Below are 12,448 nucleotides of genomic sequence, written 5' to 3' on the forward strand. Positions count from 1 at the left end.
TTCGTTGTCCGTTGTCAGCCGCCATTACGCGGCGCGTTGCCGTCGTAGCCGCCCGAGGTGGGCGCGGCGAAGTTCTGCAGGCGCGGCTGGCTGCGCGTGGTGCCTTGCGGCATCGGCATCGGGGCGCCCGGGGGCACCTGCGTACCGGCCGGGCCCTTCGGCACGATCGACACGTCGCCGTAGTTTTCAGCCGGGCGCATGGCGTTGGGCGCGGGCAGCACCGGTGTGTCCTTGTCCGACGTGGTCGGCAGCATGTTTGGCGAGACAAAGCCCTGCTGCGTGTCGCGCATGTAGTTGTAGCGGTTGTCCGACAGCGTGCCGGTCGCATCGGCCGTACGCAGGATGATCGGACGCAGGAACACCAGCAGGTTGGTCTTCACACGCGTCTTGTTCTCCGAGCGGAACAGCGCACCCAGGATGGGGATGTCGCCCAGGCCCGGCACCTTCTGCTCACCGTCCTGGTAGTTGTCTTCCAGCAGTCCGCCCAGCACGACGACCTGGCCGTCGTTGGCCAGCACGTTGGTCTCGATCGAGCGCACGTTGGTGGTCGGGCCCTGCGTGGCATTCTGCGTGCCCGGCACCACGGCCGACGACTCCTGGAAGATCTGCATCTTCACCAGCCCGCCATCGGTGATCTGCGGCTTGACGCGCAGCGTGATGCCGACGTCCTTGCGGTCAAAGGTCTGGAACGGCGTGACCGAAGCCGCGCCGCCGGTCTGCGCATATGAGCCGGTCGTGATCGGCACGTTCTGGCCGATCAGGATCTTGGCCTCTTCGTTGTCGAGCGTAATCAGGTTGGGCGTGGACAGCACGTTGACCGAACCGTCCGAACCCAGCGCGCTGAGGATGGCGCCCAAACCGCTGCCCCTGTTGAACACCCCGAAGTTGCCGCCGTTGAGCTGGCCAACGCTGTTTGAGAGCGTGCCGATGGCAGTCTGCGCGGCCGTACTGCCGATGCCGCCGCTGGTGATGGTGGCAATCGTGCCCGCGAGGTTGATCAGGTTATTGGCGCCGGAGCCGAAGTTGGTGCCACCGCCAAAAAAGGTGGTCGGCCCGCCCGCGCCGGCCATCCATTGGATGCCCAACTGCGAAGCCTTGGTGGCCGTCACTTCCACGATCATCGATTCGATATAGACCTGCGCGCGGCGCGCGTCGAGGTCGTCGATCACGGCGCGCAGGTTGCGGTAGACCGGCTCGCTGGCGGTGATGATGAGCGCATTGGTGGCCGGATCGGCCTGGATGATGCCGCCGGTGGTCGGCGTGTTGTTCTGCCCGAACGAGGCGCGGAACGACGAGCTGCCGCTGCCCGAGCCGCTGCCCGAACCCGAGCCGCTGCCGTAGTTGGTGTTCTGCGTGTTCTGGTTCTGCAGGTTGCTCACGCCGCCGGCCGGCTGCGAAGTCGCGCCTTGCGCGGCGCTCTGGCCGCCCGGCCCGGTCGATGCGGAGGCCGACAGCGTGGCATCGGCCGCCACGATCGCGCGCAGCGTCGTCGCCAGCTGCACCGCGTTGGCATTCTTGAGCGGCACCACCCAGATGTTGCCCGGCCGTGCATTCGGCACATCGAGCTTGGCGATCAGTTGTTTGGCCTGTGCCAGACGTGCCGCACTCGACGCGCGCACCATCACGCTATTCGAACGCGGCTCTGCCACGACCGACGTACGCAGGCTTGGGTCCGACAGCGCCGCGCCGGCACCGGCCGCGCCGCCTGCACCACCGGCCGACGGATCGAGCAGCTTTTGCAGCGTGGCCGCCACGTCGATGGCCACGGCGTTCTTCAGCGGAATCAGTTCGGTCTCGCCGGCCACGGGCGTGTCGATCGACGCGATGATGCGGCCGATGCGGCGCAGGTTGTCGGCGTAATCGGTAATGACGAGCGTGTTGTTGGCCGGGTACGCGGTGATCGTGTTGTTGGGCGCGATCATTGGGCGCAGCACCGGCACCAGGTTGTTGGCCGATTCGTGCTGCAGGCGGAAGACCTGCGTGACGACCTGCTCGCCGCCGCGCGCGCCTGCCGCGCCCACGCTGGTGGGCGAGCCTTGCAGCTTGGCGTCGGCTTCCGGCACGACCTTGGTGAAACCGTTGCCCTCGACAATCGCGTAGCCCTGCATGCGCAGGATCGAGCCCAGCGATTCGAGTGCCTGCGAGCGCGTCACTGGCTTTTCGGTGACGAGGTTGACGGTGCCCTTCACGCGCGGGTCGACGATGAAGTTCTTGCCGGTGGCCTGGCCGACGGCCCTGACCACCGATTCCAGATCCGCGTTGACGAAATTCAGCGAGACCTCCTCCCCCGGGTTGCCGGCGGCCCCGTTCTGGGAGGATGCCGCGCCCGGTGGGGCGGCAAAGACTGGCATCGAGCCGGCCACCATTGTTGCGCAGCATGCCAGGACGATGGCGCGAACGGTGAGTCGGGAAGAGGCGTTGTACATGGTCTCGTTCATGGTTGTCGGCACGCTGGCTCGCGCGCCGGCTTGAGGATCAAAAGCGGAGTCGATGGTGCGACCCGTCGCGCGGGCCCAGCAGACTCAACAGGCCAATCAATTGCGGTTCCGACTCCGGGGTGGCACTCGCCACCCCGTCAAAATGCGCGCCCTGGCCAAGGGTGCCCTGGCCCTGCAGAGTGAGCGGCCCGGCCAGTGTCGACAGCGACAACTGCATCGGCGCACCGCTCACGCCGCCAAACGACACCACCGCCTGGTAACTGCCCAGCGGCCGTACCCGGCTGAGGCTGGATGATACCTGCTCGAGCGTGACAGTCAGCGCGCCCTGGGCGGTGTTTGGCTGGCCCTTTCCGCTGCCGAATTGGCCCGAGAGCGGCGTCCACTCCGCCCGCAGCCGGCCATCCAGCTTGAGCGTGTTGAATGGCGCGCCTACGCCTTCCAGTAACGATGCCGGCAGCGCGACTGCGCCAGCCTCTGCTTCCCAATGCCCCGGCGTGACCGTCAGCGTGACCGGCTTTTCCAGCGCGCGATCGTGCTCGAGGTGCGTGCGCAGTGTGCCGGTCAGCAGCGGCAGCACGTCGATCGACCACGACAGCCGGCCGGGCAGCACGGTCGCATCGGCACCGCCGTTGCCGGCGGTCAGCGCAAGCGTTGCACTGCCGTGCCAGATACTGCCCTGGCTGTCGGCCAGCAAAACACGGTGGCCCGTGGCTGCGGCGATGCGCTCCGCCGCCCACGCGGCCGGATACTGTGCCACCACGGTCACGCCCACGGCCAGCAGCGCCACGCCACACCACAGCACACGCCAGCCGAGGCCCGTGCGCTGGTCCGGCCCGGCACGGCGGCGCAGGCGCAGCGGCGGCAGCGATTCAATCCCCATCGGCACGATCGGACCCGTCAGCGGCCTGTGGCGGCGGGGCCTTGCAGCGTCGCCGTCACGTTGACCAGGGCCGTCGCGCCCACGTACTTGATGTTCGTGTCGATCACCTTCATGCGCTGGGCCTGCCGCACCTCCTGCAGCCATTCGGCGACAGCGCCAAAGGGCACCTTGTCCAGTTGCACCTGCACGCTCTCGCCTGACATCGCCATGCGCGTGGCCTTCAGGCCGTGGTTGGTGAGGCTCGTGTTGAGTGCCTGCTGCAGTTCCGCACCGCGCGGCACCGGCGCGGCGGCAATGGCAGACAGGCCGCGCGCTTCCTGGCCCAGCGTTTCCATCTCGGCGAGTTGGCTGCGCATTTGCGGCAGGGCTTTCTCGATGCGGCGCTGGCCTTCGAAGGCCGGCTCCCACAGCACGAGGTAGACGATCACCAACAGCAGCACCACGCCGCCACCGGCCAGGATGCGGCGTTCGCGCGGTTCGCGCTGCATCCAGAACGTCGTGGCCGCGTCGCGCACCGAGTCCGGCACGCCTATGCGCGGCAGGCGGCGGGATGCCGATCGGGAAGAAGAGGGGGAGGAAGTCGCCATGGAGGAATCGTTATTGGGCGATGGAGACCGTCCAGCGCGAGCCCGGTACGGTCGCCTCGGCACCGCGCGGGGCCTCGGCGGTGTCCATGTTCAGGCCGACATTGCGGGCCGCGGTGCGCAGGCTGGCGGTGTCGGTACCGTCCTTGAGTGTGACCGTGAGCGCGCGGCCGTGGTAATCGAGCGCGAGAAGCGCATCGGGCGCGAGACCGGTGGCGGCTTGGGCAAAGCGATCGGCCAGCGGCAGGAAGTCTTCCGGAGCCGACTTGCCGGCGGCCAGGCGCAGCTGCTCGACCTGGCGGCGCATCTGCGCGGGCGGATCGAGGATCACCGGCGTATTCGGGAAGGCTGTCTGCAACTGCGCGCGCATGGCGGTATCGAGCCGCTTCTGCTCGGCGCGCAGCGTGAGCCAGCGCGCGTTCATGCCGATGAGCTGCACGACCACCAGCAGCACGGCCAGTGCGATCGTCAGGCGCCAGAGGCTCCAGTCCATGCCGGCCACGCCGCCGCGTGCAAAGTCGAACTGACAAAGATCGGCTTCGCCTGAAGCGAGGGCGTCGCGTGCGCCGGCCGCCCAGGTGGACCAGTCCAGCGTGGCGGTGGCGGGGTCGGTCGACAGGCCGGGCGCCAACTCGCGCAGCGCGGGCGACACCATCAGCGTGGCCGGCGTGGGTGCAATCCCCAGCCAGTTGCCGACGTTGGCCGGCAGCACGCGCAGGCCGTAGCCCTCGGCGCGGCCGGTGCGTACGGTGATGTCGATGGCGACAGGCGCGTCCGGGTCGGACGGTGGCGCTGCGTCGAGCGCGATGGTTGCTGGGGCGACCGCCGCAACGGCTTCAGCCACGGGCATTTCGACAACAGGTTCAGCAGAAGCATCGAGCGACGGCTCCGCACGTTCGACGGCGTTTGTCGGTTCTGCAGCCAGCGCTGCGGCTGCGGCAGGCGTTTCAAACGGCAGGCAAAGCTGCGCAGGCAGCAGATGACAGGTGCGGTGCTTGTGGCCGGCAAAGGTATCGAGGATGAAGCGGACCCACGCGCGGTCGGCAATCATCAATGCGCGCGATTGTGGCTCGCGGGGTGCCCGCCAGCCACGGGCCGGGGCATCCCCCAGGCGCGGGCCGAGGGCGATATGGCATTGCTGCGCGTCCTGCACGAGGCGTTCTTCCACCAAGTTGGGCAGGGCCAGACGCAGTTTGGGCAGCGCCAGCGGCGGCACGTTGGCCGGCACCAGCAACACATCGGCGGCGGGCAGCAGGAGGACCAGCCGATCGGCCGCGGGCAGTTCGTCGGTGCGCGACGTGCCTTCGCGCTGAACGCGTTGGGTCCCAAGCGCGCCTTCTTCACGCACCAGCGCGAACGGCACGGAGGCAAGCGCGCCCGTCGACCAGCGTTCGGGCGATTGAATGGGCCGGTGCGGCAGGCGCACGTACAGGGAGGTCGTCAAACCGCTCCTCTATTGATCTTGAGAGTGTGAATGCGAACTGCCAACGGAAGCGCCGGATTGCGCAAGACCCGCGATGCTGAACGATGCGGATGACAATACGGCGAAGGCCAGGGTCTGTCTACAGGCGGCGCGTACGCACGCGGAGGGGTGTTGCGCCGCCGTCATGACGGAATCTCGTCAATGCGGCGGACCCACACGATGCGGGTCGCGTTATTGTTGATCGGATCGCCACGTGAAACAAGCGCCACTTCCCCGATCCGGGCGCGCTCGTGGCGGGCCATGCCGTAGACGAGGAAATAGTGGGTCTGCACGTCCAGCAGGTTGGCCGCTGCGGTGGTGTCAACCCCCGGCGCGATGCCGCGCAACTGGTTGGTGACGTCGCCGATGTTGCGGAAGTACGCGCGGTCGCGCGCCTGCACCAGCGAGCGGGCGCGGTCCAGGCTCAGGTTCGGGATGACGGCGGCCAGCACTTCGGCGCTGGCCGTGTTGGCGTTGATCTGCGTGCGGGTGGGGAGCACGATCACGTAGGGGCGCAGCTTGGCGACCATGTCCGCCGTGTAGCCCGGGATCGTCAGCAGGCTGGCCACGTCGTCGAGCGGTCGCGGGCCGCTGCTGTTGCTGCCGCCGCTCCCGCCCCCGCCGCTGTCTTCGCCGCCTTGCTGACCGCCCTGCATGCCTTCGATCGACTGGAAGCCGCCCAACATCTGCGCCAGGTACGTCGCCGTGACATTGGCCAGGCTCGGGTCGATGTTGAGCGACTGCAGCAGCAGGCCGTACGCCTTGATGGCGTTCTTGTCGCGGCCGGTAATGATCATGCGGCCGCCCAGCGTCCGCGCTATCAGCAGGTTCATCAGGTTGAAGCGCGCCTGGGCATCGAAGATCCGGCCCGACAGGTAGGACTCTTCGCCGGCCGTGTCCGTGCGCAGCGAGCTGCCGAGAAAGTCCGACAGCTTGGTTTCCTGGATCGGCACGGCCCAGATTTCGCCCAGGTGGTCTACCGCCCCGGTGCGGCGCTGGTCGTCGCGCAGGATGAGGCGCGCCCAGTCGATGCCCGCCCGCGCGATCCACGTGGCCTGCGATTTCAGGCGCTGGTTTTCCACCGCGCGGATCTCCACCTGCTGGCGCCACAGCATGCCCGACACGATCACCACGGCCAGCGTAACGACGAGCAGCGCTGTAATGATGGCCGCGCCGCGCTGGCGCCCGGGCTGCGGATGACGTTGAGACAATCGACGGGAGCATCGCGCCATGTCAAAGCCCCGTCATGCAGATGCGCGTGAAGCGCTGCGGCGCGCCCTGCGGCGTCATGCGCACGAGCAATGCCAGTTCCACCGCGCGCACCGAGGCGGCCGGCACCACCACGCCGGGGCTGTTGGCCGAGGGCGCCGACGCGCTGGGCGTGGAAGCCGACGGCAAGCCGGTGAGGGTGGTGGTGTTGCTGCCGGCCGGGAACAGTGCCGCCGACAGCGCGCCCGTGCTGTCCATCCAGCCGCCGGGTTCGATCCAGGCGCGGGCGCTGATGCTGTCAACGTTGGCGGCGAGCAGGTAGCGCGCGGCACCCACACCGCCCTGGCGCAGGTTGTCCATCGCATTGCGCAGGTCGCCGCGGTTGGTGATCGGTTGAGTCTGGAGGCGTTCGAGCCGGCCGTCGACGATGCGGTAGAGCACCACTTGCCACGCGGGCGGCTGGCCGCTATCGCTCTCCCCGCGTCGGTCGCGCACCATCAGCACGCGGTTGGCGTCCACCTCCACCGGTGAGCGCGACAGCGTGTTCGGATCGGCCAGTTGGGTGCAATCGGCATCGAACTGGGCGTAGGCGGTCTTGAGTGCTTCGATGCGTTCATCGCGTTGGGCCAGCGCCTCGTGCGTGCGGGTCATGCTGTCGAGCCCGCGCCAGGCGATCACGGCCAGAATGGCCAGCAGCGTGATCGCCACCAGCAGTTCGAGCAGGGTGAAGCCGCGCGTGCCGATGTTCGCGGAACGATTAGAAGACATTGCGCGCATCGTTCGGCAACAGAGTCACGAGCCACGCCAGTCGCACGGATTTGGACGCATCCGGATAGACGGCGACCTCCACGCGACGGAACACTGGATTGGGCGTGGTTGCGATGGTCTCTTCGCACCACAGTTGGGTATCGCCCTGCGGGCAGGCGAAGCCGCGCGCGCCGGGGTCTGGGAAGACGCGTGCGAGGCGCAGGTTTGCCAGGTGGTTCTCGGCGCTCCAGGTGGCGATCATGCGCGTCTGCAGCGAATCGCTGGCGGTGGTCATGCTGCCCATGGCGCGCATGGTGGCGGTGAGCGCCACGGCCACGATGGTCAGCGCCACCAGGACTTCGAGCAGGGTGAAGCCGCGCGTGCGCGTGGGACGATGGCTGCGCGTCATTGCGTTTGCATCTCCGTCAGCACGCGGGGGCCGCCGTCGGATACCACGTCGACGCGCGATCCTTGCGAGGTCAGCGCCACGCGCCACGGCAAGCCGATCGCCTCGCGGCCGAACACGAGGCGCTGCGGTGCGCCCGGGACCGCAGCGGCACCGGCGACGATCTGTACGTTGTCCATGCCTTGGCGCCAGTGGCCCGGCGCGAGCACGTCGCGCGTGAGCAGGCGCCAGCCGTTGGGGGTCGATTCGTAGAAGCGCCAGCCCTGCGCATCGCCTTCCCACGCCACAGGGCGCGACGTGAGCTGCGCCTCTTCCTGAGCCAGTTCGATCAGGCGGGCGAGCTTTTGCGCGTCATCGACCAGTTGCGAGCGCGGGTTGGGCGTGGCGTTCACGGCCACCACGGCCAGCACGATGCCGATGATGACCACCACCACCAGCAACTCCAGCAGCGTAAAGCCGCGAGGGGGCTGGTGGCGGCGTGATTGGCCGAACATGGTGCGAGGGTGGCTGAGGCGACTGCAGCGGCTCAGTTGTCCCAGTTGCCGATATCGGCGTCATTGCCCGTGCCGCCGGCCTGGCCGTCGGCGCCGAAGCTGAAGACGTCCACTTCACCGCGCACGCCTGGGTTCAGGTATTGGTACGGATGGCCCCACGGGTCTTTGGGCAGGCGTTCCAGATAGCCGCCGCCTTTCCAGTTGTTGGGGATCGGCTCAGTGGTCGGCTTGGTGACCAGCGCGCTGATGCCCTGCTCGGTCGTCGGGTAGCGGCCGTTGTCCAGGCGATAGAGCTTGAGCGCCTGCGAAATGGAAGCGATGTCCTGCTTGGCGGCGATGATGCGCGCCTCGTCGGGGCGGCTCATGATCTTCGGCACCACCAGCGCGGCGAGGATGCCCAGGATCACCACCACCACCATGATTTCGATCAGGGTGAAGCCACGCGCTGCGTGTCGGGCGAGGGCGCGCTGGCGGAAGGAGGAGCGAAGTTGGCCTTGCATCATGGCGACAGAGTTGGCAATTAGGGTGAGAGACACAGTATATCCGTGACATATGACCATATATTGCGTGGCGGGGTCATGCTGCGTTGGCGCTAGAGCCGCCCCTCCAAGCTGTTCACCGAACCGGCATGAAGGGCGGATAGAATCGGCGTATTCCTACGGTGCCTCGCCCATTTCATGAACGCTCGACAGTCGTCCCGCCTGCTCAGCCTTGTACTGTTTGCTGCCCTGTGTGCGCTGCTGACGCACTGGGTGCTGACGCTGTCGTCGCTGCGCTCGCTGGGCGCGCCGCGTGAGGCGCGCGTGGCGCAGACCGATGCCCTGGAGACCGGCGCCGCCGTCACGCTCTTCGGCGGTGGCCCGCAGAACGGTCCGCGCGATGTGCAGGTAATGGGCGTGGTGGCCGATCTGGCAGATGGTTCCGGGGCAGCCATCGTGTCGGTGGACGGTGGCGCACCGCAGGCCGTGCGCGCCGGCAAGTCGTTGTCGTCCAATATCAAGCTGGTGGAAATCAAGGCACGCTCGGTGGTGATCGAGCGCAACGGCGCGCGCCAGGAGATTCCGCTGCCGGCGAGCGCCTTGGGGGGGGGGTCGCCGGCCAATCGCAATGCACCGGCGATGCCGCTGCCGCCTGCAGGCGCCGCAGCTCCGCTATCGACGCCCGCCATGCCACCAGCGCCGCCGGTTGCCAACAATCCGGCCAATACCTCCATGCCGGGCGCCATGCTGCCCATTGCACCAGCGCAGATCAACACGGGTGAGGAGCCTACGAGCCAGGGCGGCGGCATTGTCGGCCCTCGCCACCGCGCAGCGGCCGCCGCACGCAAGGGCGACACCCCCCAGCCGGGCGCCGACCAATAGGCATGTCGCGTCTGATGCGGCTCGCCAGGCGTTGGCGGGCGCATATTACAACGGGTGTCATTGGGGTAACAGCGTGTAAATGCGGGCAACGCGCCGGCATTGTCGGGTTCTAATCCGCTACACAGTCCATGTGAAAAGGAGCTGACCATGACCAACAAACGTGCTGTCCAAGCCTTCCTCGCCACCTCGGCCCTGTTCCTGGCCATGTCGGGCATGAACGCCCGCGCTCAGGATGCCAGTGCCCCCGCTGCCAGCGCACAGGCGCCGGCCACCGCCACGGTACCGGCCGCGCCGCAACCTGACGCCCGCGCAGGCAAGCCCGGCCACCATGGCGGCTTCAAGGCCATCGACACCAACGGCGACGGCCAGGTCTCGCGCGACGAGGCCAAGGGCCACGCGTGGCTTGAAAAGAACTTCGACCAGATCGATACCAACCACGACGGCCAACTGAGCAAGGACGAGCTGGCCGCTTGGCACAAGGCCCACAAGGGCGAGATGCACGAAAAGATGGCGCAGCGCTTGGACGCCAAGTTCAAGGCGGCCGACAAGGACAACGATGGCAGCCTGACCAAGGACGAAGTGCAGGCCGGCATGCCGCGTCTGGCCAAGAACTTCGACCAGATCGACGCCAACCACGACGGCAAGATCACCGAAGACGAGATCCGCGCTTACATGAAGGCCCGCCACGACGCCCGCAAGGCGCAGAAGAACACCCCGGCGGCCGCTGCCATGCCGGGTGGCCCGTCGGCGACGAAGGGCGAGTGACGCCTCGTCTGAATCTCCGCACGCAAGCGGCGCCTTCGGGCGCCGTTTTTTATTGCCTGCGCCCCTCCGATCCTCAATGCATTGCAAGACCGGTGCGGGTTGGTTTGGCTACGGGGCCGTGTCAGTGCCGCATGCGCGCATGCCGCAACGCCCATGAAAAACACCCCGATGGCGAACCATCGGGGTGCGGGTACAGCACGCCTGAAGCTTGAGGGTCTTCAGGCCGGCTGGTCGTCGGCCTTGAGCACGCCGCGGCGCATCTGGTCGAGTTCGATGGACTCGAACAGTGCCTTGAAGTTGCCCTCGCCAAAGCCTTGGTTGCCCTTGCGCTGGATGAACTCGAAGAAGATCGGGCCCAGCTGGTTTTCCGAAAAGATCTGCAGCAGCAGGTCGCCCGGGGCGCCGTCGACGAGGATCTTGCGCTTCTTCAGTTCCGCCACGTCTTCGCCATGGCCGGGGATGCGCTTGTCGACCAGTTCGTAATACGTGTCGATCGTGTCGAGCAGCTTGATGCCGTTGCTGCGCAGTGCGTCCACCGTGTTGAAGAGGTTGGTCGAGCCGAGCGCGATGTGCTGGATGCCCTCGCCGTGGTACATGTCCAGATACTCCTGGATCTGACCAGCCTTCTCCGTCCCTTCCTCGTTGATGGGGATGCGGATGTTGCCGCACGGGCTCGTCATCGCCTTGCTCTTCACACCGGTGACCTGGCCTTCGATGTCGAAGTAGCGCACTTCACGGAAGTTGAAGAAGCGTTCGTAAAACTCGGCCCATTCTTTCATCCGGCCACGGTAGACGTTGTGCGTCAGGTGGTCGATGTAGGTCAGGCCGTGCCCGGTGGGGTTCGGATTGGCGCCCGCGATGGGCACGAAATCGACGTCGTAGATGCTGATGTTGCCGATGTCGCCGGCCTTGGCGTCGTTCTTGCCGGTCCAGCGGTCCACCAGGTAGATCAGCGAATCGCCGATGCCCTTGATGGCCGGAATGTTCAGCTCCATCGGGCCGCTGTGGGTGTCGAAGCCCCAGGCGCCCAGCTCCAGCGCACGCTTGTAGGCAAACGCGGCGTCCTGCACGCGAAACGCAATCGCGCAGATCGACGGGCCGTGCAGGCGCGCAAAGCGCTGCGCGAACGAATCCGGCTCGGCGTTGATGATGAAGTTGATTTCGCCCTGGCGGTATAGCGTCACGTTCTTGTGACGGTGTTTCGCGATGGCGGTAAAGCCCATGTTCTCGAACAGCTTGCCCATGGCAACGGGGTCCGGCGCGGCGTATTCGATGAACTCGAAGCCGGCGGTGCCCATCGGGTTTTCCCAAGGCGTGAATTGCATGGTGAGTCTCCTGTGGGGGCGCGCTCTGGAGCGCACAGGTCTTTGACGATCCTCGCAGTGTAGGTGTGTCCATCCAAGCAAAAATTGCGAAGTTGTGCCCACCTTGCTAAATTTGCGCAAGAAAATTGCCGAGTTAATTGGTGCGGAGCAACAAAATGAATAAAGTGGAACTCGACAAGATCGACCGGAAGATCCTGGAAGTCCTGCAGAACAACGGCCGCCTCACCAACCTGGAAGTCGCCGAGCGGGTGAATCTGTCGCCCAGCCCGTGTTTGCGACGCATCCGGCGCCTGGAAGAGTCCGGCGTCATCCGCCAATACGCCGCGCTGCTCGACCCGTCCAAGATCGGGCTGGGGCTGTCGGCGTACATCAACGTGCGCCTGGAAAAGCAGGGCGGCGCGCCCAAAGGGAAAGGCCCGTCCGACATCTTCCGCGCCGCCGTGGCGACATGGCCCGAGGTGGTCACCTGCTACGCCATGACCGGCGAGATGGATTACCTGCTCAAGGTGTTCGTGGAAGACATGGAGCACTTCGCGCGCTTCATCCGCGATCAGTTGCTCGCCCACCCGGCGGTGATCGATGTGAAGAGCAGTTTTGCGCTGGAGCGGATCAAGGATACGACGGCGTTGCCGGTGGTGGTTTAAGGGATTGGCTAGTTGCGCCATAAAGGCCTAAACCGCCGATGACGCACCTCAGCGGTCCGATCGTGGGCCTTCCTTGTTCGAGCCTGAATCGCTGCGGGCGGCACGCGAGTCTCAAATACTCGCATTCCGCAGT

13 protein-coding genes are annotated in these 12,448 nt (G+C 66.7%); 3 read left to right on the forward strand and 10 right to left on the reverse strand.

What is annotated here, in order from left to right:
* Positions 1-14: 14 nt before the first annotated feature.
* From gspD to gspG, 9 genes are all read right to left on the reverse strand, one after another.
* Positions 15-2,438 (reverse strand): type II secretion system secretin GspD, encoded by a 2,424-nt coding sequence (gene gspD / locus ACUXH0_RS08030; protein ID WP_012436648.1) that lies wholly within the window; start codon positions 2,436-2,438, stop codon positions 15-17.
* A gap of 37 nt (positions 2,439-2,475) precedes the next feature.
* Positions 2,476-3,318, reverse strand: coding sequence for a type II secretion system protein N (locus ACUXH0_RS08035; protein ID WP_012436647.1), 843 nt, complete (start codon positions 3,316-3,318; stop codon positions 2,476-2,478).
* A 17-nt stretch (positions 3,319-3,335) separates the two neighbouring features.
* A complete protein-coding gene (gene gspM / locus ACUXH0_RS08040; protein WP_024974032.1) occupies positions 3,336-3,905 on the reverse strand; it encodes a type II secretion system protein GspM in 570 nt (189 codons plus the stop codon).
* Between the two features lie 10 nt (positions 3,906-3,915).
* Positions 3,916-5,346 (reverse strand): type II secretion system protein GspL, encoded by a 1,431-nt coding sequence (gspL, locus tag ACUXH0_RS08045; RefSeq protein ID WP_182593878.1) that lies wholly within the window; start codon positions 5,344-5,346, stop codon positions 3,916-3,918.
* Positions 5,347-5,507: 161 nt separating this feature from the next.
* Positions 5,508-6,596, reverse strand: a complete 1,089-nt coding sequence (gspK, locus tag ACUXH0_RS08050; protein ID WP_012436645.1) for a type II secretion system minor pseudopilin GspK — start codon at positions 6,594-6,596, stop codon at positions 5,508-5,510.
* 1 nt (position 6,597) lies between these two features.
* Positions 6,598-7,350 (reverse strand): PulJ/GspJ family protein, encoded by a 753-nt coding sequence (locus ACUXH0_RS08055; RefSeq protein ID WP_024542304.1) that lies wholly within the window; start codon positions 7,348-7,350, stop codon positions 6,598-6,600.
* Positions 7,331-7,729, reverse strand: a complete 399-nt coding sequence (gene gspI / locus ACUXH0_RS08060; RefSeq protein ID WP_004628832.1) for a type II secretion system minor pseudopilin GspI — start codon at positions 7,727-7,729, stop codon at positions 7,331-7,333. The genes ACUXH0_RS08055 and gspI overlap by 20 nt, the downstream gene beginning before the upstream one ends.
* Positions 7,726-8,220: a GspH/FimT family pseudopilin gene (locus tag ACUXH0_RS08065; protein WP_012436644.1), complete on the reverse strand. Its 495-nt coding sequence runs from the start codon at positions 8,218-8,220 to the stop codon at positions 7,726-7,728. The genes gspI and ACUXH0_RS08065 overlap by 4 nt, the downstream gene beginning before the upstream one ends.
* A 32-nt stretch (positions 8,221-8,252) precedes the next feature.
* Positions 8,253-8,723: a type II secretion system major pseudopilin GspG gene (gspG, locus tag ACUXH0_RS08070; RefSeq protein WP_009239680.1), complete on the reverse strand. Its 471-nt coding sequence runs from the start codon at positions 8,721-8,723 to the stop codon at positions 8,253-8,255.
* A 174-nt stretch (positions 8,724-8,897) separates the two neighbouring features.
* Between gspG and ACUXH0_RS08075 the strand changes: the two genes are divergently transcribed.
* Together ACUXH0_RS08075 and ACUXH0_RS08080 are read left to right on the forward strand one after the other, a co-directional pair.
* The gene (locus ACUXH0_RS08075) at positions 8,898-9,581 is read left to right on the forward strand and encodes a type II secretion system protein N (RefSeq protein ID WP_182593879.1); all 684 of its coding nucleotides are present in this window, start codon (positions 8,898-8,900) and stop codon (positions 9,579-9,581) included.
* Between the two features lie 147 nt (positions 9,582-9,728).
* The gene (locus ACUXH0_RS08080) at positions 9,729-10,346 is read left to right on the forward strand and encodes an EF-hand domain-containing protein (RefSeq protein WP_012436642.1); all 618 of its coding nucleotides are present in this window, start codon (positions 9,729-9,731) and stop codon (positions 10,344-10,346) included.
* Positions 10,347-10,564: 218 nt separating this feature from the next.
* Here the strand turns inward: ACUXH0_RS08080 and hppD are convergent, their stop codons facing one another.
* Positions 10,565-11,671: a 4-hydroxyphenylpyruvate dioxygenase gene (gene hppD / locus ACUXH0_RS08085; RefSeq protein WP_012436641.1), complete on the reverse strand. Its 1,107-nt coding sequence runs from the start codon at positions 11,669-11,671 to the stop codon at positions 10,565-10,567.
* Between the two features lie 155 nt (positions 11,672-11,826).
* Here hppD and ACUXH0_RS08090 point away from each other — a divergent pair, with 155 nt between their 5' ends.
* Positions 11,827-12,315, forward strand: a complete 489-nt coding sequence (locus ACUXH0_RS08090) for an Lrp/AsnC family transcriptional regulator (protein ID WP_004628844.1) — start codon at positions 11,827-11,829, stop codon at positions 12,313-12,315.
* The last annotated feature ends 133 nt before the right edge of the window (positions 12,316-12,448 follow it).

It is taken from the genome of Ralstonia sp. 110700041-2 (assembly GCF_056280165.1).

Excerpts from the sequence above, each read along its gene's own strand:
- gspD (WP_012436648.1), bottom strand. The coding sequence starts at position 2,438 with ATGAACGAGACCATGTACAACGCCTCTTCCCGACTCACCGTTCGCGCC.
- ACUXH0_RS08035 (WP_012436647.1), bottom strand. The coding sequence starts at position 3,318 with ATGGGGATTGAATCGCTGCCGCCGCTGCGCCTGCGCCGCCGTGCCGGG.
- gspM (WP_024974032.1), bottom strand. The coding sequence starts at position 3,905 with ATGGCGACTTCCTCCCCCTCTTCTTCCCGATCGGCATCCCGCCGCCTG.
- gspK (WP_012436645.1), bottom strand. The coding sequence starts at position 6,596 with ATGGCGCGATGCTCCCGTCGATTGTCTCAACGTCATCCGCAGCCCGGG.
- ACUXH0_RS08055 (WP_024542304.1), bottom strand. The coding sequence starts at position 7,350 with ATGCGCGCAATGTCTTCTAATCGTTCCGCGAACATCGGCACGCGCGGC.
- gspI (WP_004628832.1), bottom strand. The coding sequence starts at position 7,729 with ATGACGCGCAGCCATCGTCCCACGCGCACGCGCGGCTTCACCCTGCTC.
- ACUXH0_RS08065 (WP_012436644.1), bottom strand. The coding sequence starts at position 8,220 with ATGTTCGGCCAATCACGCCGCCACCAGCCCCCTCGCGGCTTTACGCTG.
- gspG (WP_009239680.1), bottom strand. The coding sequence starts at position 8,723 with ATGATGCAAGGCCAACTTCGCTCCTCCTTCCGCCAGCGCGCCCTCGCC.
- ACUXH0_RS08075 (WP_182593879.1), top strand. The coding sequence starts at position 8,898 with ATGAACGCTCGACAGTCGTCCCGCCTGCTCAGCCTTGTACTGTTTGCT.
- ACUXH0_RS08080 (WP_012436642.1), top strand. The coding sequence starts at position 9,729 with ATGACCAACAAACGTGCTGTCCAAGCCTTCCTCGCCACCTCGGCCCTG.
- hppD (WP_012436641.1), bottom strand. The coding sequence starts at position 11,671 with ATGCAATTCACGCCTTGGGAAAACCCGATGGGCACCGCCGGCTTCGAG.
- ACUXH0_RS08090 (WP_004628844.1), top strand. The coding sequence starts at position 11,827 with ATGAATAAAGTGGAACTCGACAAGATCGACCGGAAGATCCTGGAAGTC.